At 41.4% G+C, this 26,163-nt stretch carries 37 protein-coding genes; 31 read left to right on the top strand and 6 right to left on the bottom strand.

Going from position 1 to position 26,163, the window contains the following annotated elements; translation table 11 throughout:
* The first annotated feature begins 70 nt into the window (after positions 1-70).
* From PXH68_RS09745 to PXH68_RS09735, 3 genes are all read left to right on the top strand, one after another.
* The gene (locus PXH68_RS09745) at positions 71-1,447 is read left to right on the top strand and encodes a sensor histidine kinase (protein WP_248028554.1); all 1,377 of its coding nucleotides are present in this window, start codon (positions 71-73) and stop codon (positions 1,445-1,447) included.
* 3 nt (positions 1,448-1,450) lie between these two features.
* Positions 1,451-2,119 (top strand): response regulator transcription factor, encoded by a 669-nt coding sequence (locus tag PXH68_RS09740; protein ID WP_248028553.1) that lies wholly within the window; start codon positions 1,451-1,453, stop codon positions 2,117-2,119.
* Between the two features lie 119 nt (positions 2,120-2,238).
* On the top strand, positions 2,239-2,892 hold the full coding sequence (locus PXH68_RS09735; protein ID WP_248028552.1) for a hypothetical protein: 654 nt from the start codon (positions 2,239-2,241) through the stop codon (positions 2,890-2,892).
* 39 nt (positions 2,893-2,931) lie between these two features.
* Here PXH68_RS09735 and sdaAA read toward each other — a convergent pair whose 3' ends face one another.
* Positions 2,932-3,804, bottom strand: coding sequence for an L-serine ammonia-lyase, iron-sulfur-dependent, subunit alpha (gene sdaAA, locus PXH68_RS09730; RefSeq protein WP_205030891.1), 873 nt, complete (start codon positions 3,802-3,804; stop codon positions 2,932-2,934).
* 12 nt (positions 3,805-3,816) lie between these two features.
* A complete protein-coding gene (gene sdaAB / locus PXH68_RS09725; RefSeq protein WP_024393077.1) occupies positions 3,817-4,488 on the bottom strand; it encodes an L-serine ammonia-lyase, iron-sulfur-dependent subunit beta in 672 nt (223 codons plus the stop codon).
* 214 nt (positions 4,489-4,702) lie between these two features.
* On the opposite strand from sdaAB, the gene mnmA reads away from it, so the two are divergent.
* Positions 4,703-5,827 carry a tRNA 2-thiouridine(34) synthase MnmA gene (gene mnmA, locus PXH68_RS09720; protein WP_248028551.1) on the top strand — a complete coding sequence of 375 codons (1,125 nt, stop codon included), beginning with the start codon at positions 4,703-4,705 and terminating at the stop codon, positions 5,825-5,827.
* 55 nt (positions 5,828-5,882) lie between these two features.
* On the opposite strand, the gene PXH68_RS09715 is transcribed toward mnmA, so the two are convergent.
* Together PXH68_RS09715 and PXH68_RS09710 are read right to left on the bottom strand one after the other, a co-directional pair.
* Positions 5,883-7,228, bottom strand: a protein-coding gene (locus PXH68_RS09715; protein ID WP_316715495.1) for an IS3 family transposase whose coding sequence is annotated in 2 segments (ribosomal slippage) — positions 5,883-6,787 and positions 6,787-7,228 — 1,347 coding nt in all. Because the reading frame shifts where the segments join, the coding sequence is not laid out codon by codon here.
* A 75-nt stretch (positions 7,229-7,303) separates the two neighbouring features.
* The gene (locus PXH68_RS09710) at positions 7,304-7,693 is read right to left on the bottom strand and encodes a nuclear transport factor 2 family protein (RefSeq protein ID WP_014638838.1); all 390 of its coding nucleotides are present in this window, start codon (positions 7,691-7,693) and stop codon (positions 7,304-7,306) included.
* A gap of 124 nt (positions 7,694-7,817) precedes the next feature.
* On the opposite strand from PXH68_RS09710, the gene PXH68_RS09705 reads away from it, so the two are divergent.
* The 10 genes from PXH68_RS09705 to rpsD all read left to right on the top strand — a co-directional run bounded on the left by PXH68_RS09705 (position 7,818) and on the right by rpsD (position 16,661).
* Positions 7,818-8,144 carry a winged helix-turn-helix transcriptional regulator gene (locus PXH68_RS09705; protein WP_024382638.1) on the top strand — a complete coding sequence of 109 codons (327 nt, stop codon included), beginning with the start codon at positions 7,818-7,820 and terminating at the stop codon, positions 8,142-8,144.
* Positions 8,145-8,284: 140 nt separating this feature from the next.
* The gene (locus PXH68_RS09700) at positions 8,285-8,737 is read left to right on the top strand and encodes an NUDIX hydrolase (RefSeq protein WP_248027901.1); all 453 of its coding nucleotides are present in this window, start codon (positions 8,285-8,287) and stop codon (positions 8,735-8,737) included.
* 36 nt (positions 8,738-8,773) lie between these two features.
* Complete coding sequence (locus PXH68_RS09695; RefSeq protein ID WP_248027899.1) at positions 8,774-9,229, top strand: NUDIX hydrolase; 456 nt, start codon at positions 8,774-8,776, stop codon at positions 9,227-9,229.
* Between the two features lie 2 nt (positions 9,230-9,231).
* Positions 9,232-11,148 (top strand): tRNA uridine-5-carboxymethylaminomethyl(34) synthesis enzyme MnmG, encoded by a 1,917-nt coding sequence (mnmG, locus tag PXH68_RS09690; RefSeq protein WP_248027896.1) that lies wholly within the window; start codon positions 9,232-9,234, stop codon positions 11,146-11,148.
* Between the two features lie 81 nt (positions 11,149-11,229).
* Positions 11,230-13,191, top strand: a complete 1,962-nt coding sequence (locus PXH68_RS09685; RefSeq protein WP_158456176.1) for a DHH family phosphoesterase — start codon at positions 11,230-11,232, stop codon at positions 13,189-13,191.
* A gap of 9 nt (positions 13,192-13,200) precedes the next feature.
* Complete coding sequence (rplI, locus tag PXH68_RS09680; protein ID WP_158456178.1) at positions 13,201-13,653, top strand: 50S ribosomal protein L9; 453 nt, start codon at positions 13,201-13,203, stop codon at positions 13,651-13,653.
* A gap of 39 nt (positions 13,654-13,692) precedes the next feature.
* Positions 13,693-15,048 (top strand): replicative DNA helicase, encoded by a 1,356-nt coding sequence (dnaB, locus tag PXH68_RS09675; RefSeq protein WP_158456180.1) that lies wholly within the window; start codon positions 13,693-13,695, stop codon positions 15,046-15,048.
* Between the two features lie 3 nt (positions 15,049-15,051).
* Positions 15,052-15,303, top strand: coding sequence for a Veg family protein (locus PXH68_RS09670; RefSeq protein ID WP_002938218.1), 252 nt, complete (start codon positions 15,052-15,054; stop codon positions 15,301-15,303).
* Positions 15,304-15,312: 9 nt separating this feature from the next.
* On the top strand, positions 15,313-15,852 hold the full coding sequence (locus PXH68_RS09665; protein ID WP_205030897.1) for a hypothetical protein: 540 nt from the start codon (positions 15,313-15,315) through the stop codon (positions 15,850-15,852).
* Positions 15,853-16,049: 197 nt separating this feature from the next.
* Positions 16,050-16,661 (top strand): 30S ribosomal protein S4, encoded by a 612-nt coding sequence (gene rpsD, locus PXH68_RS09660; protein ID WP_024407736.1) that lies wholly within the window; start codon positions 16,050-16,052, stop codon positions 16,659-16,661.
* Positions 16,662-16,816: 155 nt separating this feature from the next.
* Here the strand turns inward: rpsD and PXH68_RS09655 are convergent, their stop codons facing one another.
* Complete coding sequence (locus PXH68_RS09655) at positions 16,817-17,980, bottom strand: tyrosine-type recombinase/integrase (RefSeq protein WP_248027894.1); 1,164 nt, start codon at positions 17,978-17,980, stop codon at positions 16,817-16,819.
* 166 nt (positions 17,981-18,146) lie between these two features.
* Entirely contained in the window at positions 18,147-18,671 is a 525-nt protein-coding gene (locus PXH68_RS09650; protein ID WP_248027892.1) for a helix-turn-helix domain-containing protein, read from the bottom strand.
* A gap of 154 nt (positions 18,672-18,825) precedes the next feature.
* Here PXH68_RS09650 and PXH68_RS09645 point away from each other — a divergent pair, with 154 nt between their 5' ends.
* From PXH68_RS09645 to PXH68_RS09565, 17 genes are all read left to right on the top strand, one after another.
* A complete protein-coding gene (locus tag PXH68_RS09645) occupies positions 18,826-19,014 on the top strand; it encodes a helix-turn-helix domain-containing protein (protein ID WP_248027890.1) in 189 nt (62 codons plus the stop codon).
* A gap of 157 nt (positions 19,015-19,171) precedes the next feature.
* The gene (locus PXH68_RS09640; protein ID WP_248027888.1) at positions 19,172-19,375 is read left to right on the top strand and encodes a hypothetical protein; all 204 of its coding nucleotides are present in this window, start codon (positions 19,172-19,174) and stop codon (positions 19,373-19,375) included.
* Between the two features lie 101 nt (positions 19,376-19,476).
* A complete protein-coding gene (locus PXH68_RS09635) occupies positions 19,477-19,944 on the top strand; it encodes a hypothetical protein (RefSeq protein ID WP_248027886.1) in 468 nt (155 codons plus the stop codon).
* Between the two features lie 50 nt (positions 19,945-19,994).
* On the top strand, positions 19,995-20,261 hold the full coding sequence (locus PXH68_RS09630; RefSeq protein ID WP_024381269.1) for a hypothetical protein: 267 nt from the start codon (positions 19,995-19,997) through the stop codon (positions 20,259-20,261).
* Positions 20,262-20,272: 11 nt separating this feature from the next.
* Entirely contained in the window at positions 20,273-20,434 is a 162-nt protein-coding gene (locus PXH68_RS09625; protein WP_172634737.1) for a BOW99_gp33 family protein, read from the top strand.
* Positions 20,434-21,198 carry a DnaD domain protein gene (locus PXH68_RS09620; protein WP_248027885.1) on the top strand — a complete coding sequence of 255 codons (765 nt, stop codon included), beginning with the start codon at positions 20,434-20,436 and terminating at the stop codon, positions 21,196-21,198. Before PXH68_RS09625 ends, PXH68_RS09620 begins: the two co-directional genes overlap by 1 nt.
* Positions 21,199-21,212: 14 nt before the next feature.
* Positions 21,213-22,073, top strand: a complete 861-nt coding sequence (locus PXH68_RS09615) for an ATP-binding protein (RefSeq protein ID WP_248027883.1) — start codon at positions 21,213-21,215, stop codon at positions 22,071-22,073.
* Between the two features lie 123 nt (positions 22,074-22,196).
* Complete coding sequence (locus PXH68_RS09610) at positions 22,197-22,463, top strand: hypothetical protein (RefSeq protein WP_248027881.1); 267 nt, start codon at positions 22,197-22,199, stop codon at positions 22,461-22,463.
* A gap of 1 nt (position 22,464) precedes the next feature.
* Positions 22,465-22,635, top strand: coding sequence for a DUF2292 domain-containing protein (locus PXH68_RS09605; RefSeq protein ID WP_014637597.1), 171 nt, complete (start codon positions 22,465-22,467; stop codon positions 22,633-22,635).
* A gap of 88 nt (positions 22,636-22,723) precedes the next feature.
* Positions 22,724-23,119: a minor capsid protein gene (locus PXH68_RS09600; RefSeq protein WP_014637598.1), complete on the top strand. Its 396-nt coding sequence runs from the start codon at positions 22,724-22,726 to the stop codon at positions 23,117-23,119.
* Between the two features lie 11 nt (positions 23,120-23,130).
* The gene (locus tag PXH68_RS09595; protein WP_248027879.1) at positions 23,131-23,757 is read left to right on the top strand and encodes a hypothetical protein; all 627 of its coding nucleotides are present in this window, start codon (positions 23,131-23,133) and stop codon (positions 23,755-23,757) included.
* A gap of 121 nt (positions 23,758-23,878) precedes the next feature.
* Positions 23,879-24,205, top strand: a complete 327-nt coding sequence (locus PXH68_RS09590) for a hypothetical protein (RefSeq protein WP_014637600.1) — start codon at positions 23,879-23,881, stop codon at positions 24,203-24,205.
* A 39-nt stretch (positions 24,206-24,244) separates the two neighbouring features.
* Entirely contained in the window at positions 24,245-24,664 is a 420-nt protein-coding gene (locus PXH68_RS09585; RefSeq protein ID WP_248027877.1) for a DUF1492 domain-containing protein, read from the top strand.
* A 185-nt stretch (positions 24,665-24,849) separates the two neighbouring features.
* Positions 24,850-25,071 (top strand): hypothetical protein, encoded by a 222-nt coding sequence (locus tag PXH68_RS09580; RefSeq protein WP_248027875.1) that lies wholly within the window; start codon positions 24,850-24,852, stop codon positions 25,069-25,071.
* The gene (locus PXH68_RS09575; protein ID WP_248027873.1) at positions 25,034-25,513 is read left to right on the top strand and encodes a DUF2335 domain-containing protein; all 480 of its coding nucleotides are present in this window, start codon (positions 25,034-25,036) and stop codon (positions 25,511-25,513) included. The genes PXH68_RS09580 and PXH68_RS09575 overlap by 38 nt, the downstream gene beginning before the upstream one ends.
* Positions 25,514-25,690: 177 nt before the next feature.
* The gene (locus PXH68_RS09570; protein WP_248027871.1) at positions 25,691-25,867 is read left to right on the top strand and encodes a hypothetical protein; all 177 of its coding nucleotides are present in this window, start codon (positions 25,691-25,693) and stop codon (positions 25,865-25,867) included.
* On the top strand, positions 25,864-26,145 hold the full coding sequence (locus PXH68_RS09565) for a hypothetical protein (protein WP_105115100.1): 282 nt from the start codon (positions 25,864-25,866) through the stop codon (positions 26,143-26,145). Before PXH68_RS09570 ends, PXH68_RS09565 begins: the two co-directional genes overlap by 4 nt.
* The last annotated feature ends 18 nt before the right edge of the window (positions 26,146-26,163 follow it).

Raw genomic sequence — 26,163 nt, 5'->3', positions numbered from 1 at the left:
GAAGCAAGAAAACTTTACAAATAGGTGGATTTTGCTTATAATGTTGAAAAATTAAGGAAGAAAGTGGCAGATGAATTTACAAAAACGGATTTTTCGTCTCAATATGCTGATGTTAGGGATTTCTCTGCTTGCCATGTTAGCTATCAGTGTCTTTGTTGTCAATAACATCTATCTGAATCGGAGTAGTTTATTGTCCACCAGTCAGAAAACAGCGATGAGCCAAACCAATATTGAAGAGTTTTCGGGGACAGATTATGTCAGTCTGGCGGAGAAATTAGCAAGTGGAGGGGCTCACCTCTACGTGGAGAGCGATGGTTTTATCTTGTTTTCCAATATCCAGGAAGATGTAGAGGATGTAACAGCTGTTGCAATTAGTGAGACCACTCATTTGACCTACATTGATGAGGAAATTGTAATCAGTAGGCAATTGGAAACACAGGGACAGCTTGTTTCTCTCTATGCAGTGATTGAGGATACGGAGGACCAGCAGGATGCTAGGGAATTCCAGACCTTCCTGTTACAAATTGTGTTGATGGGTGGTACTGGCATTGTGGTTATCTTACTTTTGAACCTGATGGTTACCAAACGCATTCTGCAGGCAATTATGAAACCGATGGATGAACTCCACAAGGGGGTTGAGCGGATTCGAAAAGGAAATTACCAGGAAAATCTAGATTATAGCGGTGATCGAGAATTTGAAGAATTGACAGAAGGTTTCAACCAAATGCAGACAAGTTTGCTGGAGGCTCAAGAGAAAAATCGTCTGTATGAACAAAATCGAACCCAAATGGTAGCGGATATTTCCCATGATTTACGGACACCTCTCACATCGATTAAAGGCTATGCCAAGGGAATTTTAGACGGAGTTGCCAACACAGAAGAAAAACGGCAGAATTACCTGACCATTATCTATCAGAAATCATTGGTCATGGAGAAATTATTGGAAAAATTGTTCGTTTTCTCTCAACTAGAGACCGATAAATTGCCATTTGATACAGTAGAAGTCGATTTATGGGAGTTTTTTGAAGCTTATATCAGTGAGAAGAAGGCAGAATTGGCAGATGAAGCGATTGATTTCCGTCTAGAAGTGGCAGAAGAATTACCAGTAGAAATGGACCCAGTCCAGTTTAGACGGATTTTGGATAATCTGGTAGATAATGCACGAAAATATGCCAATACTAGTCCGCTCTTGTTGACCATTAGAGGCGCTAGAGATGGCAATCAAGTAGTCTGGACATTTGCTGATAATGGCCAAGGAGTATCTAAGGATCAACTAGGCAAACTCTTTACAGAATTTTATAGGGTAGATCAGGCCCGTCAACAAGTGGATGGACATGGTTTGGGGCTCTCTATTGTAAACAATATTGTGCATCGTCTAGGTGGCACAATCGTCGTTGAAAATAAGGCTGGCTTGATCTTTACCATTCGTCTGCCTAAGAAAGGATAAGAAATGACACGTATATTGATTGCTGAAGATGATATCGAAATTGCACAGCTTGAGCGAGATTATTTGGAAATGCAAGGTTATCAAGTTGATGTCGTAGCAGATGGTGCTCTAGTCGAAGAGCAGATTCGAACCGAAAACTACAATCTCTTGCTCTTAGATGTTATGCTACCCAATAAAACAGGCTATGATATTTGCCGCGACCTCCGCAACCAAGTAGATTTTCCCATCCTGATGGTAACATCTAAGCAAGAAACTATGGACGTCGTGCGAGGTTTAGGCTTAGGAGCAGATGACTATATCAGCAAACCCTTTGATCCCATGGAGTTGGTTGCGCGTGTGAAAGCCCATTTGACCCGCTACCAACGCCTACAACCTACCAAAGAGGAGAAGGAACTGCGGGTTGGTGATTTGGTGATTTATTTGGAGAGTTGGAAGGTAGAAAAAGCAGGGCAGCCGATCAAGTTGCCCAATAGGGAGTTTGAATTACTTGCCCACCTAGCCCAACATCCCAATCGGGTCTTTTCAAAAGATCAACTGTTTGAGACAATCTGGGGCTATGACTATGTAGGCGATAGTGCAACAGTAACGGTCCATATCAATCGATTGAGGGATAAGCTGGGAGCAGATTTGATTGAAACGGTTTGGGGAGCAGGTTACCGACTCAATGCATAAATTCTTTCGAATTTGTTTAGAAACTGTTTAGAAACTTTACCTAAAGTGTTGAGAATTGTCCTCTATAATAGACTTATCAGCAAAGAGCTGAAGAAAATAGTAAAAAAGAGGAAACACAAATGGAAAACCAAAACGAAAACAAGCAAATTATCGAGCAAGAAGTACAAACGGAAGAAAAAGCATCTCTCCTAACCAGTTTAAAAACAAAAGTAAGTAAGATGAGTAAAAAATCAATCATCTTACTATCAGCAGGAGCTCTGCTCTTAGTAACAGGAGGATTTGTCGTAGCTGAGGTCTATGAAAACCGTTTGGATGCTTTAGAAACTCAAGTTGAGCAGAGTCTAGGTCTATCAGATAACGATGATGACAATCAAGTTACGACAGCCCAGTCAGTTGTTGCAAGCTCTAACACAACAACGGCGAGCAGTACGACAGCAGCTTCTTCAGCGACTGCAACAGTAGTTACAGCTGAGCAAGTTGCAGCAAACTATGGCATTACCCTGGTTGAGAGCTCAGAGTTAGATGGTACTTATACGGCTACGGTCGGAAATGATAGCTATACCCTGACCATCAAAGGAAATCAAGGTAGTTTAGTTGAAGTTGACAATGATGGAGAACAAGATAGCGAATTGGTCGTTCTGGATCTTGAGAAGAAAATCGCCTACATTGATGGCGAAGCAGATATTTACAGCTTGAGTGGCTCAACCTTGACCTTGACAGAAGTTGACACCAATGATACTACTTTGGATAAAATCAGCTTTACAAAACAATAAGAAAAGGACCGTAATGGTCCTTTTGTCTTGACAGGATTGTCAACTTTCTCCGAAAATTTCTTGTGCGAGGCGACGCCCCGTTGGTGTTGCTGCAAGTCCACCTTCAGCAGTTTCACGGAAGGCAGTTGGGAGGGCTGAACCAACTTGGTACATGGCATTGATGACTTCGTCAACGGGGATTTTGGATTCGATACCTGCTAGTGCCATATCGGCAGCTACCATGGCGTAGCTTGCTCCCATTGCATTACGTTTGACACAAGGGACTTCTACCAGACCAGCGACGGGATCGCAAATCAGACCCAGCATATTTTTGATGACAAAGCAGATGGCTTGGCTAGCTTGGTAGGGGGTTCCACCTGCTGCAAGAGTTAACGCTGCGGCAGACATAGCAGAGGCAGATCCGACTTCTGCTTGACAGCCTCCTTCTGCACCTGAGATGGAGGCGTTGTTGGCAATGACCAGCCCAAAGGCTCCTGCTGTAAAGAGGAAGTCAAGTTGTTGGTTTTCGGTCAAGTTTAACTTGTCAATGGCTACTCCAAGAACGGCCGGTAAACAACCAGCTGATCCTGCTGTCGGAGTGGCACAGACTAAGCCCATTTTGGCGTTCAATTCGTTGACAGCCATAGCGTTTCTTGCTGCGGACAGGACAGCGGAATCTGACAGAGTTTTACCAGATTTCATATAGGCATCTAACTTGGCAGCATCGCCTCCTGTTAAACCAGATACAGATTTGCTTTCAGTAAGTCCATCTACGATGGAGGCTTTCATAACTGTCAAGTTTCTTGACATAATTGTCAATATTTCTTCGCGGCTACGACCGGTTAATTCAATTTCAGTAGCGATCATGAGTTCAGCTACATTACCAGAAAAGTTGTCTGCTTGCTGAACTAATTCTTCGATAGTATAAAACATGTCTTTCTCTTTCTAGTTGAAGAAGGTTACATTGTGCAAGTGTGGTATTTTTTCAATCTCTGCAATAGAATTTTCACATTGGCGAGCATCCACTTCAATAATCATAATGGCTTTTTCGCCAGCTTGTTCACGTGTCACGTTCATTTGGGCGATATTGATGTCATACTTAGAAAGGACATCGGTCACTTTCGCAATCATACCAGGGACATCTTGGTGAACAATGATAATGGTCGGTGTGTTCATGTTAAGATTGACAGAAAAACCGTTGAGCTCTGTTACTTGAATGTTTCCCCCACCTATGGAAACGCCTGTGGCTGAGATGGATTTTTTATCGTTTTTTATGATGATTCTGGTGGTATTGGGATGTGGGGTATTGCTGTCCTTGTTGACACGCCAGTAAACCTTAATACCTCGTTCTCTTGCAATATCAAGAGAGTCAGGAATGCGGGGATCATCCGTATCCATGCCCAGAATACCTGCTACCAAGGCTACATCGGTGCCATGTCCTCGATAGGTTTTGGCAAAGGAGTTGTAAAGTTGAAATTCAACCTCGGTTGGCTCATCACCAAAGATGGAAGACACTATTTTCCCAATGCGGACTGCCCCAGCTGTATGGCTGGAAGAAGGTCCAATCATAACAGGTCCAATAATATCAAAGACCGATTGAAATTTTAAGTTTGTCATAGTAATCCTCACGTTTTTCTTGGTACTATTATATCAAATTTTCCAGTTAGAGAATATGCCTAGATGAATGTGTTTTCTTATGTTAAAATCCTATCGCTTACCCTTTTTGTATGGTATAATACAAGTTGTTCAAAATCGTCAATCGTTTTTGGATAATCAAATTTTGGAATACGACCTTCAAATCGTTATTTCTACGAAAAGATGGGAGAAGATTATGTCAATTGACAATTCTAAAACCCGTGTTGTTGTCGGTATGAGTGGCGGTGTGGATTCATCGGTTACGGCCCTCTTGCTCAAGGAGCAGGGCTACGATGTCATCGGTATCTTCATGAAAAACTGGGACGACACGGACGAAAATGGCTTCTGTACAGCAACAGAAGACTATAAGGACGTGGCTGCAGTGGCAGACCAAATCGGCATTCCTTACTACTCTGTCAACTTTGAAAAAGAGTATTGGGACCGCGTATTTGAGTACTTTTTAGCAGAGTATCGGGCAGGCCGCACCCCCAATCCAGATGTCATGTGTAACAAGGAAATCAAGTTCAAGGCTTTCTTGGATTACGCTATGAACTTGGGTGCGGACTATGTGGCGACGGGCCACTACGCTCAGGTGTCACGCGACGAGGACGGTACCGTTCATATGCTACGTGGGGCAGACAATGGCAAGGACCAGACCTACTTCCTTAGCCAACTCTCACAGGAACAACTGCAGAAAACCATGTTTCCGCTCGGCCATTTACAAAAGCCTCAGGTAAGGGAAAAAGCAGAGCGAGCAGGCTTGGCGACCGCTAAGAAGAAAGATTCGACAGGCATCTGCTTTATCGGTGAAAAGAACTTCAAAGAATTTTTAGGGCAGTATTTGCCAGCCCAGCCCGGTCGGATGATGACGGTGGACGGTCGTGATATGGGAGAGCATACAGGTCTCATGTACTATACCATTGGTCAGCGGGGCGGGCTTGGTATCGGAGGACAAATCGGTGGGGACAATGAGCCTTGGTTTGTTGTCGGAAAAGACCTGTCAAAAAATATCCTCTATGTCGGTCAAGGCTTCTATCATGAGTCCTTGATGTCAACTTCTTTACAGGCTAGTCAAGTACACTTTACACGTGGTATGCCTGAAGAATTCACGCTGGAATGCACAGCTAAGTTCCGCTATCGTCAACCAGATAGTCAAGTAACTGTCAAGGTAAAAGGTGACAAGGCAGAAGTCATCTTTGCAGAGCCACAACGAGCAATCACACCAGGCCAAGCCGTTGTTTTCTACGACGGTCAAGAGTGTCTGGGCGGTGGCATGATCGACATGGCCTACAAGGATGGGGTGGCTTGTCAGTATATTTAATCAAAAATAAAAGCTTAGCACCCTCTGAACTGCCCCCAAAAAGTTGGACAAATAATTATTGAAAGGATTTAGTTCTGTATTGGACAGGACTAAGTCCTTTTAATTTTGCTTTTATTCGTTTGTTGTTGTAGTAAAAAATATAATCTGTAATAGCTTCTTCAAGCTCATCAAGTGATTGATAAGATGTCTCGAGTCCATAAAACATTTCAGATTTGAGAATGCCAAAGAAAGACTCCATCATCCCATTATCTGGGCTATTCCCTTTGCGGGACATGGATGGTCGAATGCCTTTGGTTTCCAAAAAGTAATGGTAAGACTGGTGCTGGTATTGCCAACCTTGATCGCTGTGGAGAATAGTCCCACTGTATAAATCTGCTGGAAAAGCCTTCGCAAGCATGGTTTGAACCTGTTTCAAGTCAGGTGACCGAGACAGGGTAAAATCAATAATCTCACTATTATAGCCGTCAAGAACAGGCGATAAGTAGAGTTTCCCTTCAGGCAAAGCAAACTCCGTCACATCGGTATAACATTTTTCATAAGGCTTAGATCCCTCAAACTGACGTTTAATCAGATTATCAGCCTTCTTACCCAACTCACCTTTGTAAGAAGCATACTTGCGCTTACGACGAATACGAGCCGCTAAGCCCATGACTGTCATCAAGCGCTGCACCTTTTTGTGGTTGATGAAGAAACCTCGATTTCTGAGTTCTAAATAAATCCGACGATAGCCGTAATTACCTTTATGGTCATCATAAATGGCTTGAATTTCAGCCTTAATGGCTTTGTTCTTGTCGGGTTTATCCAGTTGCTTGACTTGATAATAATAAGTTGAGCGAGGCATTTTAGCTGTCGCAAGTAGGAGGTCTAGTCGGAATCCTCCTTGGACCATATCTCTAATTGTTTCTGCTGTTCGCGCACTAGTGTTTCGTCCCTCAAGCGAAGTTCTCTCAACTTTTTTAGGAAGGCCACCTCAGTTCGAAGACGTTCATTTTCCTCTTGAAGGCGCTCTAATTCCGTCATCTCTTCCCAGGTTTTCTTGCGTTTACGTCCCATCTTGCTCGGTCTCCCTCTTGGTTTTTCAAGAATAGTATACCCGTTTTTCTTGTATTGTGCTATCCAATTGGGAAGCATTCCTCGATTTGGCAAGGCATAATCAAGGGAAACTGAGAGTTGAGAACACCCATGAATCAAGACCTTATCCATTATTTCTTGCTTTAATTCAGGTGAATAATACCTATTTTTACCTTTTTCAACGCTTTCCACGCCATATCGATCCATGAGTTTTATCATGTATGTGAGATTGGCAATAGTGACCTTGTATATCTGGCTAAGGTTGACCCACGACACGCCACTCTTTCTCAGCTCATATATTTCTAGTTTATCTTCATAACTTAATTTCATAAGAAAAACACCCCAATCGTTAGATTTTGTGTCTAACTTTTGGGGTGCAGTTCACCTCGTGCTGAGCTTTTTATCTTATCCCCAGAAAGCATCTTCGGCTTTTTGGTCGGCTGAGAAGAGCCAAACTTCCTTAATTTTGCCATCTTCAATACGGAAAAGGTCGATGCCATTCATGTTTAGTTCTTCACCATCTGTTCGAGTACCGAGGAATGTTACGTTAGCGGCAACAAGAGTATCATTATCGGATACCCAGTTTGTCACTACTTTGAAAGTTCCATTTGTTTTTTCGGCGAAAGTTGCTAGATGTGCTCCGAGTACTTCCTTACCAATTTTAGCACCAGATGTTGAATGATTTCCGGGTTGATGCCAGATAATGTCGTCTGCCATTGTTTCAAAAAGAGCTGCAAAATCACCAGCGATGAGAGCATTGTTATAGGCATTAAAAATTTCCAAGTTTGTTGACATTTGATGTCCTCCATTTTTTTGATATAGTACAATTATAGTGGAAGTAATCAATTATACAAGTAGGTACTTTTGCATTTGTTGGTATCAAAAGTGATACTATTGTGATAAATAAAGGAGAATTTTTTTGAAAAAAGTTAGTGAATATGGTATTTGCCCTTTTGCAACAACACAAAAAGTCTTGACTGGTAAGTGGGGATTGGTGATTATCTACCAACTCAGTACAGGAACGAAACGCTTCAATGAATTACAGCGACTGATTCCAGGTATTACTCAAACCATGTTAACAAGGCACCTTAGACAATTGGAGGAGGATCGCATTATTAGTCGCACGGTCTATGCAGAAGTCCCCCCTCGTGTAGAGTATAACTTGACTGAAATGGGCGAAAAATTTCGTTCGGTACTGGATGCTGTTGAGGCTTGGGGCTTAGAATATATTGAAACGTTAACGTAACACCAGATTTGAAATTCTACAAATCTTTTGATAGAATAAGGGTAACAATTATCATGATGGTCAAAGCTCATGGGAATTGTAGGCTTTTTGTCCTGCAGTTTTCGAGAGTTTTGGCTATTTTTTACTATTGGGGAGAGAAGATGGATTTCAGAACGAGACACGACAATCAAATCTTCGGTGTTCGTGCGACGGGATTGTTAGTAAAAGATGAGAAACTATTTCTTGTAAGGGCACCGGAGGGGAACTACTACACCTTGGGCGGAGCCATTCAGCTCGGTGAAACAACTGAAGAGGCTGTGCAACGGGAAATGCAAGAAGAACTTGGAATTGATGTGGAGGTTGGACCGCTGGCTTTCATCGTTGAAAATCAGTTTAGTTTGCAGGAGAAATCCTATCATCAGATTGAATTTCTTTATCTTGTTACCCCACTGTCTGATCCAGTTACCTATCTGGAAGAAGGTGATTCTATCCGTCAGTGTGAGTGGATTGCCTTTGCAGACTTGAAAAATCTTGACCTTAACCCTGCCTTTCTCAAAACGGAACTAGCCACTTGGAAGGGACAGTTGCAGCATTTTACTAATCGGGAAAGCTAGACTATCTAAATGAAATTTTAGAAAAGAGAAGGAAGAATGGATTTTAGGACCAGAATTGACAATCAGATCTTCGGTGTTCGTGCCACTGCATTGCTTATAAAAGACGGAAAAATATTTCTCACCAAGGACTCTAAGGGGCGTTATTATACCATTGGCGGTGCAATAGCAGTCAACGAAACGGCACAAGATGCGGTTGTTCGAGAAGTCAAAGAAGAATTAGGGGTTGACAGCTGTGTCAATCAACTAGCCTTTGTCGTTGAAAATCAGTTTACATATGAAGGAATAGATTTTTACAACATCGAGTTTCATTTTATCGTCGATCCTATTGGAGAAATGCCTAAGGAGATGATTGAAGATAGCTTGAAACAAGCTTGTGAATGGATTGAACTTGACAAGATTGTCAATCTAGATGTCGTACCAGCTTTTCTGGCTCAAGAATTGCCAAACTGGAATGGGCAAGTCAAACATATCATGAACATAAAGGAGAAATAAAAATGACACACACATTTGCAGAAAACTACGATGTCATCGTGATTGGAGCGGGGCACGCGGGTGTAGAAGCAGGCTTGGCAGCCAGTCGAATGGGCTGTAAGACCTTGCTTGCGACCATTAACTTGGATATGGTGGCCTTTATGCCCTGTAATCCCTCTATTGGTGGCTCTGCCAAGGGGATTGTGGTACGGGAAATTGATGCCCTGGGTGGCGAAATGGGTCGCAACATTGACAAGACCTATATTCAGATGAAGATGCTCAATATGGGCAAGGGGCCAGCTGTACGTGCCTTGCGGGCTCAGGCAGACAAGTCAGAATACGCAGCGGAGATGAAGCGGACGGTGGAGCGTCAGGAAAATCTGACCCTGCGTCAAACCATGATTGATGAGATTTTGGTGGAAGACGGTAAGGTTATCGGTGTCCGTACGGCTACCAACCAGAAATTTTCAGCCAAGGCAGTTGTGGTGACGACGGGTACAGCCTTGCGTGGCGAGATTATCATCGGTGATCTCAAGTATTCGTCAGGGCCAAACAACAGTTTAGCTTCCATCACGCTGGCGGATAATCTGAAAGAATTAGGACTTGAAATCGGTCGTTTCAAGACAGGAACGCCACCGCGTGTCAATGCTCGCACCATTAACTACGAGGAGACAGAAATTCAACCAGGCGATGAAAAGCCAAATCACTTTTCATTCTTGTCCAAGGACGAGGATTATTTGCAGGACCAGATCCCTTGCTGGTTGACCTATACCAATGCGACCAGCCATGAGATTATCAACAGCAATCTTCACCGGGCGCCTATGTTTTCGGGCATTGTCAAGGGGATTGGGCCCCGTTATTGTCCGTCAATCGAGGACAAGATTGTCCGTTTTGCCGATAAGGAACGTCACCAGCTTTTCCTAGAGCCAGAAGGCCGCAACACCGATGAGATCTACGTTCAAGGCTTGTCAACCAGTCTGCCAGAAGATGTGCAGCAGGACTTGATTCACTCTATTAAGGGCTTGGAAAATGCCCAGATGATGCGGACGGGTTACGCCATTGAGTACGATATGGTTATGCCTCATCAGTTGCGGGCGACGCTGGAAACCAAGAAGATTTCTGGGCTCTTTACAGCAGGTCAGACCAACGGAACCTCAGGCTATGAAGAAGCGGCAGGTCAGGGAATTGTCGCTGGTATTAATGCCGCCCTTAAGGTGCAGGGCAAGCCTGAATTGATTTTGAAACGAAGCGACGGCTACATTGGTGTTATGATTGATGACCTGGTAACCAAGGGAACGGTGGAGCCTTATCGCCTCTTAACCAGTCGGGCAGAATACCGCCTGATTCTGCGTCATGACAATGCCGATATGCGTCTGACGGAAATCGGTCGTCAGGTTGGCTTGGTAGATGATGAACGCTGGCAGGTCTTCCAAATCCATAAAAACCAATTTGACAATGAAATGAAACGCTTGGAATCTATCAAACTCAAGCCAATCAAGGAAACCAACGAAAAAGTTGTTGCTATGGGCTTCAAGCCCTTGACAGACGCTTTGACCGCCAAGGAATTCATGCGTCGTCCAGATGTGACCTATGCGGATGTGGTAGCCTTCGTTGGTCCTGCGGCAGAGGAATTGGATGCTAAAACCATTGAATTGATTGAAACGGAAGTCAAGTACGAGGGGTACATTGCCAAGGCCTTGGATCAGGTGGAGAAGATGAAACGCATGGAAGAAAAACGCGTTCCAGCCGACATCGACTGGGATGACATTGATTCCATTGCGACCGAGGCTCGCCAGAAATTCAAGCTGATTTCACCAGAAACCATTGGCCAGGCTAGTCGGATTTCCGGTGTCAATCCAGCGGATATATCCATTCTTATGGTTTACTTGGAAGGACGCAGTCGTTCCATTTCTAAAAACAAATCAAAGGACAGTCACTAAGGCTGTTCTTTTCTTCTGATAGGCTGGAGAAAGCTAGCAATTTAGGCCTATTTGTGGTAGAATGGCAGGAAGAGGTTTATAATGAAAAAATTTCGGTTTGTAACACTTCATTTTGTGATGATCGGTGTCATACTGTTTGGACTATTGGCAACTATCAGTAGTCTTTTTCCTGCGTCTAGCTTGATGCTACTCGCTCTCTTTGTCACCCTCCTACTCCTGATTGTTTTGTTTATCTACCAAAAGCATTCCTACGAGTTCAGTGAAATTGAGCAAATTGAATACTTAAACAATCAAGCCAATTCAGGCTTGATGCAACTTTTGGATAAGATGCCCGTTGGTGTGATCAAGGTGAGGATGGACAGCAACCAGGTAGAGTGGTTTAATCCCTATGCAGAGCTCATTTTTGCTCAGGAAAATGGGACCTTTGATCAGAAGAAACTGCGTGAAATTATCGATGTTGGGCTGGACCAAGATCGGATTTATGCTAATTTTTCCGGTAAACGGTACGCTGTCAATGTGGACTTTGAACAGGGGCTCTTTTACTTTTTTGATGCATCAACTGAGTACAAGGCAACGACCCACTTGATTGGAAGTCGTCCAGTTATCGGTATTATCTCTGTCGATAATTATGATGAACTTGAGGATAATTTTACCGATTCGCAGATTAGCCAGGTCAATTCCTTCTTGGCTCAATTTGTATCGGATTTCTGTCATGAGTACGACATTTACTACCGTCGGGGAACCATGGACCGGTTCTATTTCTTCACGGACTATGGTGTCTTGGAAAGTTTGATTGAAAGCAAGTTTTCTGTAATTGATAAGTTTCGTGAAAAAGCTAAAAATTTGGAACTTGCCTTGACCCTTAGTATGGGCTTGGCTTATGGCGATGGGAACCATCATCAGATTGGTCAAGTTGCTCTTCAAAATCTTAACATGGCTGAGGTTCGTGGAGGTGACCAAGCCGTCATCAAGGAAAATGATGAGAGCAAGCAACCGATATTCTTTGGTGGGGGCTCAGCTTCCTCTGTCAAGCGGACTCGCACCCGTACCCGTGCCATGATGACGGCGGTGTCTGACAAGCTTAAGTCTGTGGATAGTGTGTTTGTCGTTGGGCATAAAAATCTAGATTTGGATGCTTTGGGTTCGGCTGTGGGGATGCAGTATTTCGCCCAAAATATCATGAATAATGCCTATACGGTCTATAATCCCAATGAAATGGCGCCAGACATTGCCCGTGCCATTAAAAAACTATCGGATGAAAACTGTTCTAACCTCCTAACCGTTGAAGAAGCGATGAAGAAGGTGACCCATCAGTCTCTCTTGATTATGGTTGATCATTCGAAAACTAGTTTGACCCTTTCCAAGGAACTCTACGAAGAATTTAGTCAAGTGGTTGTGGTGGACCATCACCGAAGAGACTCAGACTTCCCGACAAATGCTATTTTGACCTATATTGAGAGTGGCGCTAGTTCAGCCAGCGAGTTGGTGACAGAATTGATCCAGTTCCAAAATGACAAGCACCATAAACTCAATCGTCTTCAGTCTAGTTTGCTGATGGCGGGGATGATGTTGGATACCCACAATTTTACTTCGAGGGTGACCAGCAGGACCTTTGACGTGGCTAGCTATCTCCGTAGTAGGGGGAGTGATAATCTGGAAATTCAACAGATTGCGGCAACGGACTACGAAGAGTATAAGCAAATCAATGAGTTAATCTTGCGCGGTCAAAAGGTGACGCCCCATATCGTTGTAGCCTGTGGGGATGAAAAGCGAACCTATGATAGTGTCGTAACCAGCAAGGCGGCAGATACTATCTTGGGCATGTCTGGTATTGAGGCGGTCTTTGTGGTGACGAAAAATAGCAAGGGCTATATAGCTGTCTCCGCTAGAAGTCGTAGCAAGGTCAATGTTCAGCGTATCATGGAAGAGATGGGAGGGGGCGGTCACTTTAACTTGGCTGCTGCTCAAATCTACGACCAGTCCATGACTGAGATTCAGGCTAGCATTATCGATAAGATACAAGAACTATTAAAAGAAAGTTAGGTAAAGCAGATGAAAGTTATTTTCTTAGCAGATGTAAAAGGTAAGGGGAAAAAAGGTGAAATCAAGGAAGTGCCGACAGGCTACGCCCAAAACTTTTTGATCAAGAAAAACCTTGCAAAAGAAGCAACCAACCAAGCTATTAGCGAATTGCGTGGCCAAGAGAAATCAAAAGAAAAAGCCCACGCTGAGATGGTGGCTGAGGCAGAAGCAATTAAGGCAAAATTGGCTGATGAAGCGACCTTAGTGCAATTTGTGGAAAAGGTTGGTCCAGATGGACGGACATTTGGTTCGATTACCAGCAAGAAAATTGCTGAAGAGTTAGGCAAACAATTTGGAATCAAGATTGACAAGCGCCACATCCAATTGGATCACCCAATTCGTGCCTTGGGCTTGATTGAAGTCCCTGTTAAAATCTACCAGGACATCACTGGTGAGATTCGTTTGAGCGTAAAAGAAGCCTAATACAGTCAGTTCAATGGAGAGGATGGAGGAGGTGAGAACTTGGCAGAAATTGATGAATTACGGGTTCAGCCCCAGGATATTTTAGCGGAGCAGTCGGTCTTAGGTGCCATTTTCATTGACGAAGGCAAGTTGGTCTTCGTTCGAGAATACATTGAGGCTGAGGATTTCTTCAAACATGCCCATAAGCTGATTTTCAAGGCCATGATTGCCCTGTCTGACCGCAATGAGGCCATTGATGCGACGACTATGCGCAACTATTTGGCCAATCATGGTGATTTGGAGAGTATTGGTGGCTTGGCTTATTTGGCAGAAGTCATCAACTCTGTACCGACATCCGCCAATGCGGAATATTATGCCAAGATTGTCGCGGAGAAATCAAACCTCCGGAAACTGATTGAGCGGTTGACGGATGCCGTCAACTCTGCCTATGAAGGTGCGGATGAGTCAGATGAGATTATCGCCCAGGCAGAGAAGGCCTTAATCGATGTTAGTGAGGGGGCTAGTCGAAGCGGCTTTAAGCGGATTGATGATGTCCTCAATACCAACTTTGAAAATCTAGAAATCCGGTCGCGGCAGACATCGGATATCACAGGGATTGCGACGGGGTATCCTGCTCTTGATGCCATGACAACGGGTCTGCATGAAGAAGAATTGATCATCTTGGCGGCTCGCCCAGCCGTTGGTAAGACGGCCTTCGCCCTCAATATTGCTCAGAATATCGGGACCAAGCTGGGCTTGACAGTTGCCATCTTCTCTCTGGAGATGGGTGCGGAGAGCTTAGTGGACCGTATGTTGGCGGCAGAAGGAGTTATCAATTCGCGTTCTATTCGTACTGGTCAGTTGTCGGATGAAGAATGGAAGAAGTTGACCATTGCCCAGGCTAATCTGGCGCGTGCGAGTATTTATATCGACGATACGCCTGGTATCAAGATTACAGAGATTCGTTCGCGTTCACGCAAGTTGGCTCAGGAGACTGGAAACCTTGGTTTGATTTTGATTGACTATCTCCAGTTGATTACAGGTACTGGTCGGGAAAATCGTCAACAAGAGGTTTCGGAGATTTCCCGTCAGTTGAAGATTTTGGCTAAGGAATTGAAAGTGCCAGTTATCGCTCTTAGTCAGTTGTCGCGTGGTGTGGAACAACGTCAGGACAAGCGTCCCGTCTTGTCCGATATTCGTGAGTCTGGGTCTATTGAGCAGGATGCGGATATCGTTGCCTTCTTGTATCGTGATGATTACTATGAGCGTGGTGAGCAAGAAGATGGTGGTATTCCAAACAATACGGTTGAAGTGATCATTGAGAAAAACCGTTCCGGTGCGCGTGGTACCGTGGAACTCATGTTCCAAAAAGAATACAATAAATTTGCAAGTATTTCCAAGAGAGAGGATGGATAGAGAATGAGTGATGCATTTACAGATGTTGCTAAAATGAAGCAAATTAAACAAGATATTAAAGACCATGAGGGACAAATTGTTGAATTGACCCTTGAAAATGGTCGTAAGCGTGAGAAGAATAAGCAGGGGCGTATTGTGGAGGTATATCAATCTCTCTTTATCGTTGAGTTTGAAGATCCAAACAATACCTTTGTGGAATCTTATACTTACTCGGACATTTTGACAGAAAAGATTTTGATTCATTATTTAGACTAATGTGATGACATGATGAAGTGTTTAAAACGGGCAGTTCTCCTACTGGTTAGCTGCATGCTCTTGGTAGGCTGTGTAGTAAACAACAATTCGGTTGCTCCTTCAGGTCAGCAAAGAACTGATATTTATAGATTGGTATCAGATGAAGCAGATAATGCTTGGACTTATTTCAGTATGACTCATGAGCAGGATGCTGTTCATCGATTCAAGGTCTATTACGAGGTGGAACTAACTGATGCCTATCTCGGTGAAATAGGAGCATCGAGTCCAAAAGAAGCTGGAGATATGTTAGAGGAGTTATTTTATGAGTACTCCCTTCCTGAATTGGCAGAGCTGGAAACAGTTGATGGAGTTGAGGTAGCAAGCCATTTTCCTAGGGAAAGAGTGTGGCGTCTGGTCATTGACATCGACCCTGCGATTGCTGATTTTAACATGATTTCACAAATTGTTGGAGAAGGTGATTTGGAAATGTTAGCGGATATCGAAACGACCACGGCTAGTGAGTTTGCTACGATCTTTTACTTTCTCGGATTTGAAAAAATGAATGACTAAAAGGCTTTACAGAGCCTTTTTTTTGTGATATACTAATCTTTGTGCGAAATAACAGCAGAGCAAAATGAAGCTCGTCAACAGAAGGTCAGCAAGAAGAGTAATCGTTGCTGTTTCGATGAAGGCCTCCTGCACGAATCAGGTTTGCTTAAAACGTTATTTCCTACAATAATATTTTTTTATTCTAGGAGGACATAGCTATGTCACGTTATACAGGACCATCTTGGAAACAAGCTCGTCGTCTTGGCTTGTCATTGACAGGTACAGGTAAAGAATTGGCACGTCGTAACTACGTACCAGGTCAACACGGACCAAACAACCGTTCTAAATTGTCAGAATACGGTTTGCAATTGGCTGAGAAACAAAAATTGCGTTTCTCTTACGGTTTGGGTGAAAAACAATTCCGTAACTTGTTCGTACAAGCTACTAAAATCAAACAAGGTACTCTTGGTTTCAACTTCATGCTTCTTTTGGAGCGTCGTTTGGATAACGTCGTTTACCGTCTTGGTTTGGCAACTACTCGTCGTCAAGCACGTCAATTCGTAAACCACGGTCATATCCTTGTTGACGGCAAACGCGTTGATATCCCATCATTCCGCGTTGAAGTTGGTCAAGTGATCTCAGTTCGTGAAAAGTCAATCAAAGTTCCAGCTATCCTTGAAGCTGTTGAAGCAACTCTTGGACGTCCAGCTTTCGTATCATTCGATGCTGAAAAATTGGAAGGTTCATTGACTCGCTTGCCAGAACGCGACGAAATCAACCCAGAAATCAACGAAGCTCTTGTCGTAGAATTCTACAACAAAATGTTGTAATATTTTAATGAATATGATAGGCTGTAAAGCCTTGAAATTAAGCACTTTAGGCCTCTATCCTAGAGTGCTTTTTTGATTTTACTACCCTTTTAGCTATCCCTAGCTAATTTTTGGTATAGTAAGAGGGTAGCCCTAAAGTGGGACACCCTTATTTTTTATAAATTGCTGATAGCTGCCTCAAAGATTGAGACGGCTTTTTTTGCACCTTCCCTGGTGGCGTGAACGTAAGTATTTAAGGTCATGGCAATATTTGAATGACCAAGCCTATATTGTAAGTCTTTGGCCTCTATTCCAGCGTAGAGCATAATAGTAGCGTGAGTATGGCGGAAACCATGAAAACTAATATCAGGAACGCCAGCAGCCTTAAAATGCTTTTGTAGTCTTTTTCTGAGTAGGCAAGCGTAGGCGTATTTGGTAGTAAATGGAGTGAATACAATACTTACAGACCTCCCCAACTTCCAAGCCTGAGCCTGCTGACGCTTTTTATATTGCTTGAGTAGTAATACAGTAGCCTTGTCTATTTCAATATCCCGTAGCCCTGATTCAGATTTTGGGGTATTCGTTTCTTGGTATCGATTGAGCGTTTTTGTTACGCTAATTGTACCGCTATCTAAGTCAATATCAGACCATTCTAACGCCAGAGCCTCACCGATACGGCAACCAGTGGCCAGTAAAGTCTTGTAAAGAACGTAGTCAAAGAAATCGCCATAATTTGACTGATCCAAGCTATCCAGGTAATCAAGAAACTGTTTCAATTCCTGATTGCTGAAGAACTTGACTTTTTGCCCTTTATTCTGCTGCTTACGTGGCACAATAACATCACGGGCTGGGTTATGTTGCAGCAGTTGCATAGTCACACCATATTGAAGAATACGGCGATTGATATTGTTTAGAAAACTGTAATTAGCATAAGCCCCTTTGACACCTCTATTGGCGTTGTCAGCCCATTTATTGACTTGTTGCTGGATGATAGGGGTAGATAGCCTATCTAGCTTGTAATCTCCAAATACAGGCAAAATATGAAGTCTAACAATGCCTTCCATAGATTGCTGGGAGTTTGGCTTGATGGTATTCTTGTAACTTTCCCACCACAGAGCGACAAGCTCCCGATAAGTAGTAATAGCTGGTTTCTCTTTGACACAATGACCGTTTTTCTCAAACTCTAGTTGTACTTGCCTAGCCTTGACCTTAACACCCTTTTTAGTGCTAGCCGTGACTGTAGTTCTAGCCTTTTTTCCTGTTAGTCTATCAACTCCTAAATAAACGCTAGTGCGGTACACGATAGTACCGTTTTTCTTTTTGTATTCTGTAATATTCATGATCATACCTTTCTAACATCAGTAAGCAAGTATGGGATTTAGTTAAGTATTTATGAATATTAGTGTTTATATGGCGCTGAGCGTTACGAGAACGCCCCTATTTTCGTTTGTATTAGGTAAGATGATAATTTATATTACTGAACGTTAAAATCGCTTAGAGGGCGTTTTAGGGGTTGTTTTCTTTGTTGAAATCTTCCAAAGCCTTCAAATCTTTAGCGTAAGCTAACAGTTTTTGTTTGCTCTCCTCAGAAAGGGCATTGATTAAATCTCTTAATTCTGAATGGCTGATAGAGTAGCCAATTATCTCAGGGATTGAGACACCGAAGTAGTCTGATAATCTTTCCAGCTGTTCGGCAGTATACCCTCCGCTATTACTTTCCCACTCCTTAATAAGAGTTAAAGGGATAGCAGTATCTTTTGATAATGTTTCTTGGCTGATACCTCTTTCTTTTCTAAGATTTGCTATGTTATCCTGCCAAACTAGATATTTAACAGGTTCTTTATATCCATAGCCTAGTAGGATTGGAACAGATACACCTAGCAATTCTGCTAACTCTTCCGCTTTATTAGGTTTGATATCAGTTTCTAAGTTTTCCCAACGGGAAACTGTTTTTACTGATATATTAAGTTCTTTTGCTATATCAGCTTGTGATAATCCTATCTTTTTTCTAAGTTGCTTTAATTTATTCATAGTCTTGCTACCTTTCAAAGAGCATTATAACACACTACGGCAAAAAAAGACAAAAAAGTCTGTTTTTTTGATTTTAATTCTTGACAAAGGACAAAAAAGTCTGTATTATATAATCGAAATCGGACAAAAAAGTCTGATTAGAAAGGAGATATCAATGCTAATTACAACTGAGTTAGCTGAAAAAGTACGTGTCAAACGTGCTAAAAATCAGCAAACGAAAAAAGCAGTTGCTGAAATTCTAGGGATTAAGCCGCAAACTTATACCAAGGTAGAAAATGGCGACTACGACGCTCCAAAGCGTATCTATCAGGCAGTTATGAGCTGGCTAGTAGAAGATTTATAAGATTTCTTGCTACCTTTCACTTAAAGAAATCTAGATAACAAAAAAGCCTTAGCAGTCGGCAAACTCACAAGGCTTTTCAATCAAATAACTAAAACCACAAAAAGCAAGTATGGGATTTAGTTAGGTATTTATTTAATTATATCACAAAAATAGTGATATGTGTTCAGACGGAGGGCGCTATCCCTTAAAACTAGACAGGGCAAAAGTATTAGATGCTGGTATCGGCATTAGGTTGTCATGGACCCAGAGCAACCTAAACCACCCTAAGAAAATTACACACAGCAAGGCTATTATTTTGGCACAGGCTTACTTGATAAGTCTGGAGCGGGTAACCGCTGGGAATAGTCTAGGCTTTGGATAATAAGGCTGCAGGAAAACATTCAAAAATCTTTTTGAACTCACGGAGAAAGCCCGCAAGGGTCACTACACAGATAAAATAAAATTATATCGAGGAAAAACATCATGACTGAAACAACTTACGACATCATTACTAAAAGTCTAGATAGAATTAGCAGAGAGTTGCACCTAGCAGATGAAAACAATGATTTTTCTAGGATATGGCTTTTATCAGGACAATTAGGAGCGCTCAAAGAAGACTTACAGCGTTTGCTATGGGTTGAACTTCCAGAGTTAAACGAAGCACAAAAACTAAGGGTGCTTTCTCAAAATACAACAGGAATGATTTTTAACCCTGGTATCTTTGAATTTGACGCTATGAGACAAGCATTTTTCAAAAGGCAAGCTAAAACATTCTTTGAAACCGAAGAGGAGCAACAAGCTTATATTACTTTCACAGAGGAGCAGTATTTAGGAGCTACACTCAATCTAAAAGAGATATATTTCAATGCTAAGCAGACAAACTCTAAAATTAGCTATCACGAAAAGATAACACAAGTAAAATCGGAGTTTGTGGAGGCTATGAACAGATGAACGAATTAAACACGACAATAAGGCAAACACCATAAAAGGAGAGGTATAAAATGCAGCTATTATCACGAGAAGCAGAGCTAGAGCTGCTGGAAAAAGTGGGCAACCACTTAGAAAAACGGCTTGAGCTTGAGAAACAGCATAATGACGGCTGGGATTTAATTTCTAGAGCTGATTTACTGGAGAAGTTAGGAATTAGCGGAACAACACTCAATAATTGGGAAAAACATGGGCTTAGGCCATATCAATCACCATTTGAGAATAGCAAGAAAATATATTATCGCAAAAGTGATATATACAATTTTTTGGCAGTTGAATAGGAGGGAAAAGAATGGCTAGAGAGAAAAAGGAATGGAAACCTAAAATCACTAACTTACGTAAAGTAATTGTTGATGGTAAAGAAGAGTGGGTAGAGTTTGATCCAGCAACTTATGTCATTCCAGCAGGTCATCCCTATTATGACATCATTGTAGGAATGCACAGGGGGAAATAATGGGAAACAGAAGAATGATAAGCAAGACAGTAACCCAAACTCAGCGCTTTTTACGCCTTCCATTAGAGGCACAGGCTCTATATTTTCACTTGATCCAGAACTCAGATGATGATGGGGTAGTAGAGGCTTTTCCTGTAGTCAGAATGATAGGGGTTAGTGAAGATAGCTTGGGCCTTTTGATAGTCAATGACTTTATCAGACCACTTAATGAAGAGATGGTGTATTTCATTACTGATTTTCATGAACAGAATACAGTTAGAAAAGATAGATATAGCCCTAGTATTTATAAACATTTACTGGAGAAACCACCTGAGAAAACCAACGGTTTACCAACGGACAACCAAACGGAAACCAATGGTTCACCCAATATAAGTCAATATAAGTCAAGTCAATATAATTTAAGTCAATCTAGGTCAAGTCAAAAAGACGAGGACGACAAAGGTAAAAATCTAATCTTTGAAAAACTAAAGTCAGCTTTTGGTGAAATGTCGGTTAATGGGACAATGATAGCAGAGGTAGAGGACTTGTTAAAAATTCATGGCCAATCATTGCTATTGTACGCTCTTGAAGTAACGATCTTGAACGCAGGTAAGTCAATCAGATATACTAGGACAATTCTTGCAAATTGGCAAGGACAGGGGCTGAGAACTGTAGAGCAAGTTAAGCAGCACGAGGAAAAACGACAACAACAAAAACAGTCCAACAATCAATCAGAGCCTACTAACTTTGAAGACTGGAAACCAACACAAGAAAACCCATTTTAGAAAGGAGTGACTATATGCTGACACAATCAGAAATTATCGCAGGAATAAAGACATTAGATGAACTTTGTCCCATTCACAAAACCAATCTGATACAGCTTGACAGAGTTGTCAAAATTGCAGGCGAGGAGAAACCACGGAAACCCTCTCCATTTTGTCCAGAATGTATAAAAGAGCAAAATGAAAAGCAAGAGCAAGAAGAGGTAGAAAAACACTTGAACGCAGGTATTTATCAGAAAACCTATAATGTGTTTATGCGAGACAGTACAATTCCTGAAAAATTAAATGACGCGACCTTTGATAATTTTATTGCTGAAACAGCCGAGGAAAACAAGCTACTAGTTTTTGCTCAAGGACAGGTAGATAAATATCTTGACGGTATGACTGGCAATACGCTTATAACAGGCTCTCCAGGCATTGGAAAAAGCCATCTAAGTATTGCAATAGCTAAGGCTTTGAACGAGGGATATAGATCTAAGGGAGAGCCTAAGAGCGTGCTCTTTGTAAACCTAACTGAAAAAATTAAACAGATTAAAGAGGGGTGGAATTATGGCAAAGGTGCAAGCTTGACAGAATTTGAGTTAGTGGATCAGCTGAAAAATGTTGATTTTCTTATCTTAGATGATTTAGGGGCTAAGAATGCAGTAGTAAGCCCTAAAAGTGACTGGGAGCAAGATTTATTATTTGATGTGCTGAATAGCCGTGAGAATACGATCATTAATACAAATCTAAACGCCGCAGAACTAAAAACAGTTTACAACGAGCGGAATTATAGCCGTATCCTACAGGGACTAGAAGGTAATTCTTTCAAATCATTTACAATCAAGGATAAGCGTTACTCAATCAATAGCTTAAAGGCTAAAATCGCTCAAAATTGAGCGAAAGTACACTAAAAAGGGTAGTAAAAAACGTTGAATAGCTGAGAATTTCAGCTGTATCAACGCTTTAGAACTACTGAGATTACAATAAGTTCATATATTTCAAGTAAAGGAGTAATCAATATGACAAATTACAAAGAACAGCACTGTTTCAGTTATAAGTTTGAAAATACTGAACACGCAAAGGCAAACAAAATAGCTGAGGTGGCAAATATTGCTATTCACGGTTATTTTATTGGAATTGGAGAAACTCTAGTAACAGAAACAACTATTAGTGGAGATGGGACAATCACAGTTGATTATCAAGGAGAAAGAGCAAAGGGTGCAGCCTTGGAGCGTATTTGTTTAGGTTTTGCTAACTACTATGAACATACTACAGAGGAGGTTTAGTATGATACAAAAGACAGAACAGCTTAAAGATTTGCTTGATAGAGGCTTTGTGTTATTCTCAAAAAATGGTATAATAAAGTCAGCCAAGTTACCAGAGTTTGGTAGTCTAATTATCACAACACAAGACGGTAAACCCATTCAAAAGGAGACAAGGCAAAAAGAAAAAATTTAGCTGCTGACTAGAAAACTAGAGGCATGATATAAGAGTTTTATCGCTCTTTGTCATGTCTCTTTTGTTTTGGTCTGGAAAGGAGGAAACTTTGGGAACTGGAGTGAAGGTAAAGATAGACTTAAAGGGTATTGAGCGCAAGGTATCACCCATGACTCTTGCTAGAGCTAAGGAGGCAGTGACTAATCAAATGATTATAGATATGCACCGCTTTGTACCTAGGAGATCTGGGGAACTTAGGGGAAACCTAACAAAGTTAAACGGGAAAATAATCTATAACGCTCCTTACGCAAGAATACAATTTTACGGTATGAAACGTAAAGGATTTGTTTCTGAGAAACAGCGTAAGTTTTTCTTTGCCAATAAAGAGGAATTACTTAAACATAAACCTATGCCTGGAACGGGCCCACGTTGGGACAAGAAGGCTAGTGCTCTATATTCTAGGCAATGGGAGCAGGTGGCAAAAAGAGCACTGAACTTAAAATAAGGAGAATTAACATGACACTACAACATATCAAAGCACAGATCGATAACCTAGGAACACGTAAGCAACAGCAGATTGAGGCTTATGGCACTATGAAGAAAGAACTTTCAGAAAAAGTTCGCAACCAACAGATGTATCAATCTGAGGCTGAGTTACGCCTAGAGAATTTCAAAAAAGAGGCAGAAAACTTTTCTAATACCGAGTACTCAAGTATTCTGGGGAAACTGGAGGCGATTGAAAAAACAGAGTTAGAGGCAATCAAATCAGAATATGAGACTGTTACAGCTGATAATGTAGCAGAGTTGAGCTTGCTAGGTACTATGAAAGTGTCGGAGCAAGAATTATTAGGTTACCTAGAGAAGTTCAAGCGTAACCCACTGGCCATTAAGAAATTACATGAAATCGGAGAGGCTAACAATATCACTTTACCTGGCTATATCATGAAAGAAGATAGACTGGCCAACTTACTACGGATTTTCAAACAGTATGCTAAGGATTATCACAATACCCCAATTATTGACAGCAACGGATCAGCAAGCGACCTGGCTTTCACGTTGGTTTTAGCTGGTGATGAAATGGCCACAGCCTTGGAAGAATATTCTAATCACTTTGATACAGCTCTAGGGCTTTCTGAGAGTTGATAAATCAATCAAAAGTATCAGTGATAAAATGCTGGTACGCTTTTTTAGAACGGTTTACGGAACGTTTGGAGCGTTCCAATGAAGTATAATTTACGAAACGAACACGGTGAAAGGGTGCTGCATGGAGAGAGATAATGGAGGACGTTTTTTACATGGTAATCAAGTAGCTAGAGGTAATCGAGGTAACAGAAAGCCGAAGTATGGTAATAATAACGCTATGAAACATGGTTTATATAATCGTTATACGGGTGTTTTACGCAGTAGAGGAGGCGGGCTGTCAATTTATAATAACGGGGTATATTTAGGCTCATTACCTGAGAAATACTACCACACTACAGAAACAGGGGAGCTAATGATAGATATTCTAGCTGTACAGTGTCTAGTAGAGGTTTTCGGTTTGCCTGGCAGTCTTTTCGGAGAACCTGAGTATGTTGAATATTATGAGTAAAGTTCATTTTTGAACATAACTAACAAGGAGGCACTATGAATGAATGTTGATGAAGTTAGAATTAAGCTAGAGGGAATTAAGTGGTTAGATGAAGAAATGAGGGGGCTACAGCTTGAATTACAGTACCTTGAGCAGGGGCTTTTTAAGAAGTCATCACTTACACAAACAAAGGTACAGACTAGTAGGGTAAACAATGCTGAAAATGAAGTAGTTTATGCTATTAAGCTAAAGCAAGATATAGAGGAAAGGCTGGCTGAAATTATTTCAGAGCGTTTAGAGAGTTCAAGACTGATAGATAAAGCAAGCAATCCACTAGAAAGGGCTGTTTTGAGAATGGCTTACGTTAACCGCTTAGAAATATGGGATATAGAGAAGAGAGTGAATAGGTCTAAAACCACTATTTACAAAATAAAGAGAGATGGTATAGAGAGTATTGCTAGAGCTATGAAAAATACTTAAAAATATTTTAGAAAGTTATTAAATATTTAGGATTATTTACGAATCAATTATGTAGATACTTCTAAAATTTTTAGGAATGGTATAAAATGTATACTAAAAATAGTGACAAAGTTTATTAATAAGTGTATAATTGACTGTGTATAGGGTTTTAAACTATATAATTCATTGAAACAAGGAGGCAAATCATGAATAACAAAACAACTTTTTTAGTTGCCAAAAATGATTTTATGTCAGGTATGTCTAGGGTTCTTGATATTGCATCCACAAGAAATAAAAGAATCTATAATACATCAAAATCTGGAGATGAAGCTGATAAAAAAGCCATTCTAAATGATTGGTATATGATTGGTAACGATATTAGAGGTGCATATGAGCAGTTCAAAAAAGAAAACAAAGCGCAAGCCTAACTCAGTTACTGTACATCAAGTTACGGAATTCATTGAGGAACAACCAGATGATATTCCAGAAGAAGTTGTGAAAGAATTGATAGCTCGTCGCTTTGAAAGTATGACCTATTCTGGGCCGATACCTCATCCACAACTATTAAAAGAGTTTAATGATGTCATCCCTAATGGTGCGGACAGGATAATGACGATGGCAGAGAAGCAATCTGGACATCGTATTATTTTGGAAGAAAAAGTAGTCAATGCAAATAACAGAGATAGCTTTCTAGGTGTTGTTTTTGCTGGGGTTATTGCCTTGCTTATTGTGCTAGGGGCGATATTTCTAATTTATAATAACAAAGATATACAAGGGTTTAGTTTATTGATTGGTACCTCAGTAGCATATATTAGTGTATTTCTTAAGAGTAAGTCGAGAGATGACAAAGACCTTAAGGAAAAAGAGTAAGAGCGCCGATATGGTGCTTTTTTTGTAAGCTTTTGCTATAATATTGTTTAGGAAATGAAGTAGAAAAATATCGGACGCACACGCACCCGAAAGGGTATCTGGGAGGTGGGAAATGTCCGTCCCACCATTTCCTATTGAGGCTATAAGCCTCTTTTTTAGAATTGAATGGGTGGAATTATGGAATTATCAGAGGCAATGGCTCAAATAGACGCTTTGAATTTGAAGAAGTCAGAAAAACTTATCCCCTCTAAGATGACAAATGAAGAACTGGCTAGACTACGGTTTACCTGGGTTTCTCCTGAGGAGGAAGAATTAGTAATAGCTGAACTTAGAAAAAGAGGTTTAGCATTATGAAATACAGTCAACAAGTCTTAGATATGCTAGAGCAGGCAGTCAGTGGTCAAATTGGTAATTTCTGGAATTTTTCTTTTGACTTTAACGCTCTCTTTGGCGAGAACGAAGAATTTGCTGACGCTTGGGAGGCTGAAAACCCTGAAATGTTTGATGCTCTCAATGATGTTGAATTGATGATGTTCCTAGAGGAACATGACCCAAGCGATAAACAGGGCTTTATCAATTTTCTAACGCCTTACTACGAAAAGGCGAAGCAATTAAATAAAAAGCACCCTTAACAGGTGCAATTTACTTGC

Origin of the sequence: Streptococcus sp. 29896 (genome assembly GCF_032594915.1) — a bacterium.
In the GTDB taxonomy this organism is placed as follows: domain Bacteria; phylum Bacillota; class Bacilli; order Lactobacillales; family Streptococcaceae; genus Streptococcus; species Streptococcus suivaginalis.
Note: the sequence above shows the minus strand (reverse complement) of the source record. Positions and strands in the feature narration are given on the sequence as shown.

What these genes read in the sequence shown, in the direction of transcription:
- PXH68_RS09745 (WP_248028554.1), top strand. Translation starts at nt 71, where the DNA reads ATGAATTTACAAAAACGGATTTTTCGTCTCAATATGCTGATGTTAGGG.
- PXH68_RS09740 (WP_248028553.1), top strand. Translation starts at nt 1,451, where the DNA reads ATGACACGTATATTGATTGCTGAAGATGATATCGAAATTGCACAGCTT.
- PXH68_RS09735 (WP_248028552.1), top strand. Translation starts at nt 2,239, where the DNA reads ATGGAAAACCAAAACGAAAACAAGCAAATTATCGAGCAAGAAGTACAA.
- sdaAA (WP_205030891.1), bottom strand. Translation starts at nt 3,804, where the DNA reads ATGTTTTATACTATCGAAGAATTAGTTCAGCAAGCAGACAACTTTTCT.
- sdaAB (WP_024393077.1), bottom strand. Translation starts at nt 4,488, where the DNA reads ATGACAAACTTAAAATTTCAATCGGTCTTTGATATTATTGGACCTGTT.
- mnmA (WP_248028551.1), top strand. Translation starts at nt 4,703, where the DNA reads ATGTCAATTGACAATTCTAAAACCCGTGTTGTTGTCGGTATGAGTGGC.
- PXH68_RS09710 (WP_014638838.1), bottom strand. Translation starts at nt 7,693, where the DNA reads ATGTCAACAAACTTGGAAATTTTTAATGCCTATAACAATGCTCTCATC.
- PXH68_RS09700 (WP_248027901.1), top strand. Translation starts at nt 8,285, where the DNA reads ATGGATTTCAGAACGAGACACGACAATCAAATCTTCGGTGTTCGTGCG.
- PXH68_RS09695 (WP_248027899.1), top strand. Translation starts at nt 8,774, where the DNA reads ATGGATTTTAGGACCAGAATTGACAATCAGATCTTCGGTGTTCGTGCC.
- mnmG (WP_248027896.1), top strand. Translation starts at nt 9,232, where the DNA reads ATGACACACACATTTGCAGAAAACTACGATGTCATCGTGATTGGAGCG.
- PXH68_RS09685 (WP_158456176.1), top strand. Translation starts at nt 11,230, where the DNA reads ATGAAAAAATTTCGGTTTGTAACACTTCATTTTGTGATGATCGGTGTC.
- rplI (WP_158456178.1), top strand. Translation starts at nt 13,201, where the DNA reads ATGAAAGTTATTTTCTTAGCAGATGTAAAAGGTAAGGGGAAAAAAGGT.
- PXH68_RS09670 (WP_002938218.1), top strand. Translation starts at nt 15,052, where the DNA reads ATGAGTGATGCATTTACAGATGTTGCTAAAATGAAGCAAATTAAACAA.
- PXH68_RS09665 (WP_205030897.1), top strand. Translation starts at nt 15,313, where the DNA reads ATGATGAAGTGTTTAAAACGGGCAGTTCTCCTACTGGTTAGCTGCATG.
- rpsD (WP_024407736.1), top strand. Translation starts at nt 16,050, where the DNA reads ATGTCACGTTATACAGGACCATCTTGGAAACAAGCTCGTCGTCTTGGC.
- PXH68_RS09655 (WP_248027894.1), bottom strand. Translation starts at nt 17,980, where the DNA reads ATGAATATTACAGAATACAAAAAGAAAAACGGTACTATCGTGTACCGC.
- PXH68_RS09650 (WP_248027892.1), bottom strand. Translation starts at nt 18,671, where the DNA reads ATGAATAAATTAAAGCAACTTAGAAAAAAGATAGGATTATCACAAGCT.
- PXH68_RS09645 (WP_248027890.1), top strand. Translation starts at nt 18,826, where the DNA reads ATGCTAATTACAACTGAGTTAGCTGAAAAAGTACGTGTCAAACGTGCT.
- PXH68_RS09640 (WP_248027888.1), top strand. Translation starts at nt 19,172, where the DNA reads ATGTGTTCAGACGGAGGGCGCTATCCCTTAAAACTAGACAGGGCAAAA.
- PXH68_RS09635 (WP_248027886.1), top strand. Translation starts at nt 19,477, where the DNA reads ATGACTGAAACAACTTACGACATCATTACTAAAAGTCTAGATAGAATT.
- PXH68_RS09630 (WP_024381269.1), top strand. Translation starts at nt 19,995, where the DNA reads ATGCAGCTATTATCACGAGAAGCAGAGCTAGAGCTGCTGGAAAAAGTG.
- PXH68_RS09625 (WP_172634737.1), top strand. Translation starts at nt 20,273, where the DNA reads ATGGCTAGAGAGAAAAAGGAATGGAAACCTAAAATCACTAACTTACGT.
- PXH68_RS09620 (WP_248027885.1), top strand. Translation starts at nt 20,434, where the DNA reads ATGGGAAACAGAAGAATGATAAGCAAGACAGTAACCCAAACTCAGCGC.
- PXH68_RS09615 (WP_248027883.1), top strand. Translation starts at nt 21,213, where the DNA reads ATGCTGACACAATCAGAAATTATCGCAGGAATAAAGACATTAGATGAA.
- PXH68_RS09610 (WP_248027881.1), top strand. Translation starts at nt 22,197, where the DNA reads ATGACAAATTACAAAGAACAGCACTGTTTCAGTTATAAGTTTGAAAAT.
- PXH68_RS09605 (WP_014637597.1), top strand. Translation starts at nt 22,465, where the DNA reads ATGATACAAAAGACAGAACAGCTTAAAGATTTGCTTGATAGAGGCTTT.
- PXH68_RS09595 (WP_248027879.1), top strand. Translation starts at nt 23,131, where the DNA reads ATGACACTACAACATATCAAAGCACAGATCGATAACCTAGGAACACGT.
- PXH68_RS09590 (WP_014637600.1), top strand. Translation starts at nt 23,879, where the DNA reads ATGGAGAGAGATAATGGAGGACGTTTTTTACATGGTAATCAAGTAGCT.
- PXH68_RS09585 (WP_248027877.1), top strand. Translation starts at nt 24,245, where the DNA reads ATGAATGTTGATGAAGTTAGAATTAAGCTAGAGGGAATTAAGTGGTTA.
- PXH68_RS09580 (WP_248027875.1), top strand. Translation starts at nt 24,850, where the DNA reads ATGAATAACAAAACAACTTTTTTAGTTGCCAAAAATGATTTTATGTCA.
- PXH68_RS09575 (WP_248027873.1), top strand. Translation starts at nt 25,034, where the DNA reads ATGAGCAGTTCAAAAAAGAAAACAAAGCGCAAGCCTAACTCAGTTACT.
- PXH68_RS09570 (WP_248027871.1), top strand. Translation starts at nt 25,691, where the DNA reads ATGGAATTATCAGAGGCAATGGCTCAAATAGACGCTTTGAATTTGAAG.
- PXH68_RS09565 (WP_105115100.1), top strand. Translation starts at nt 25,864, where the DNA reads ATGAAATACAGTCAACAAGTCTTAGATATGCTAGAGCAGGCAGTCAGT.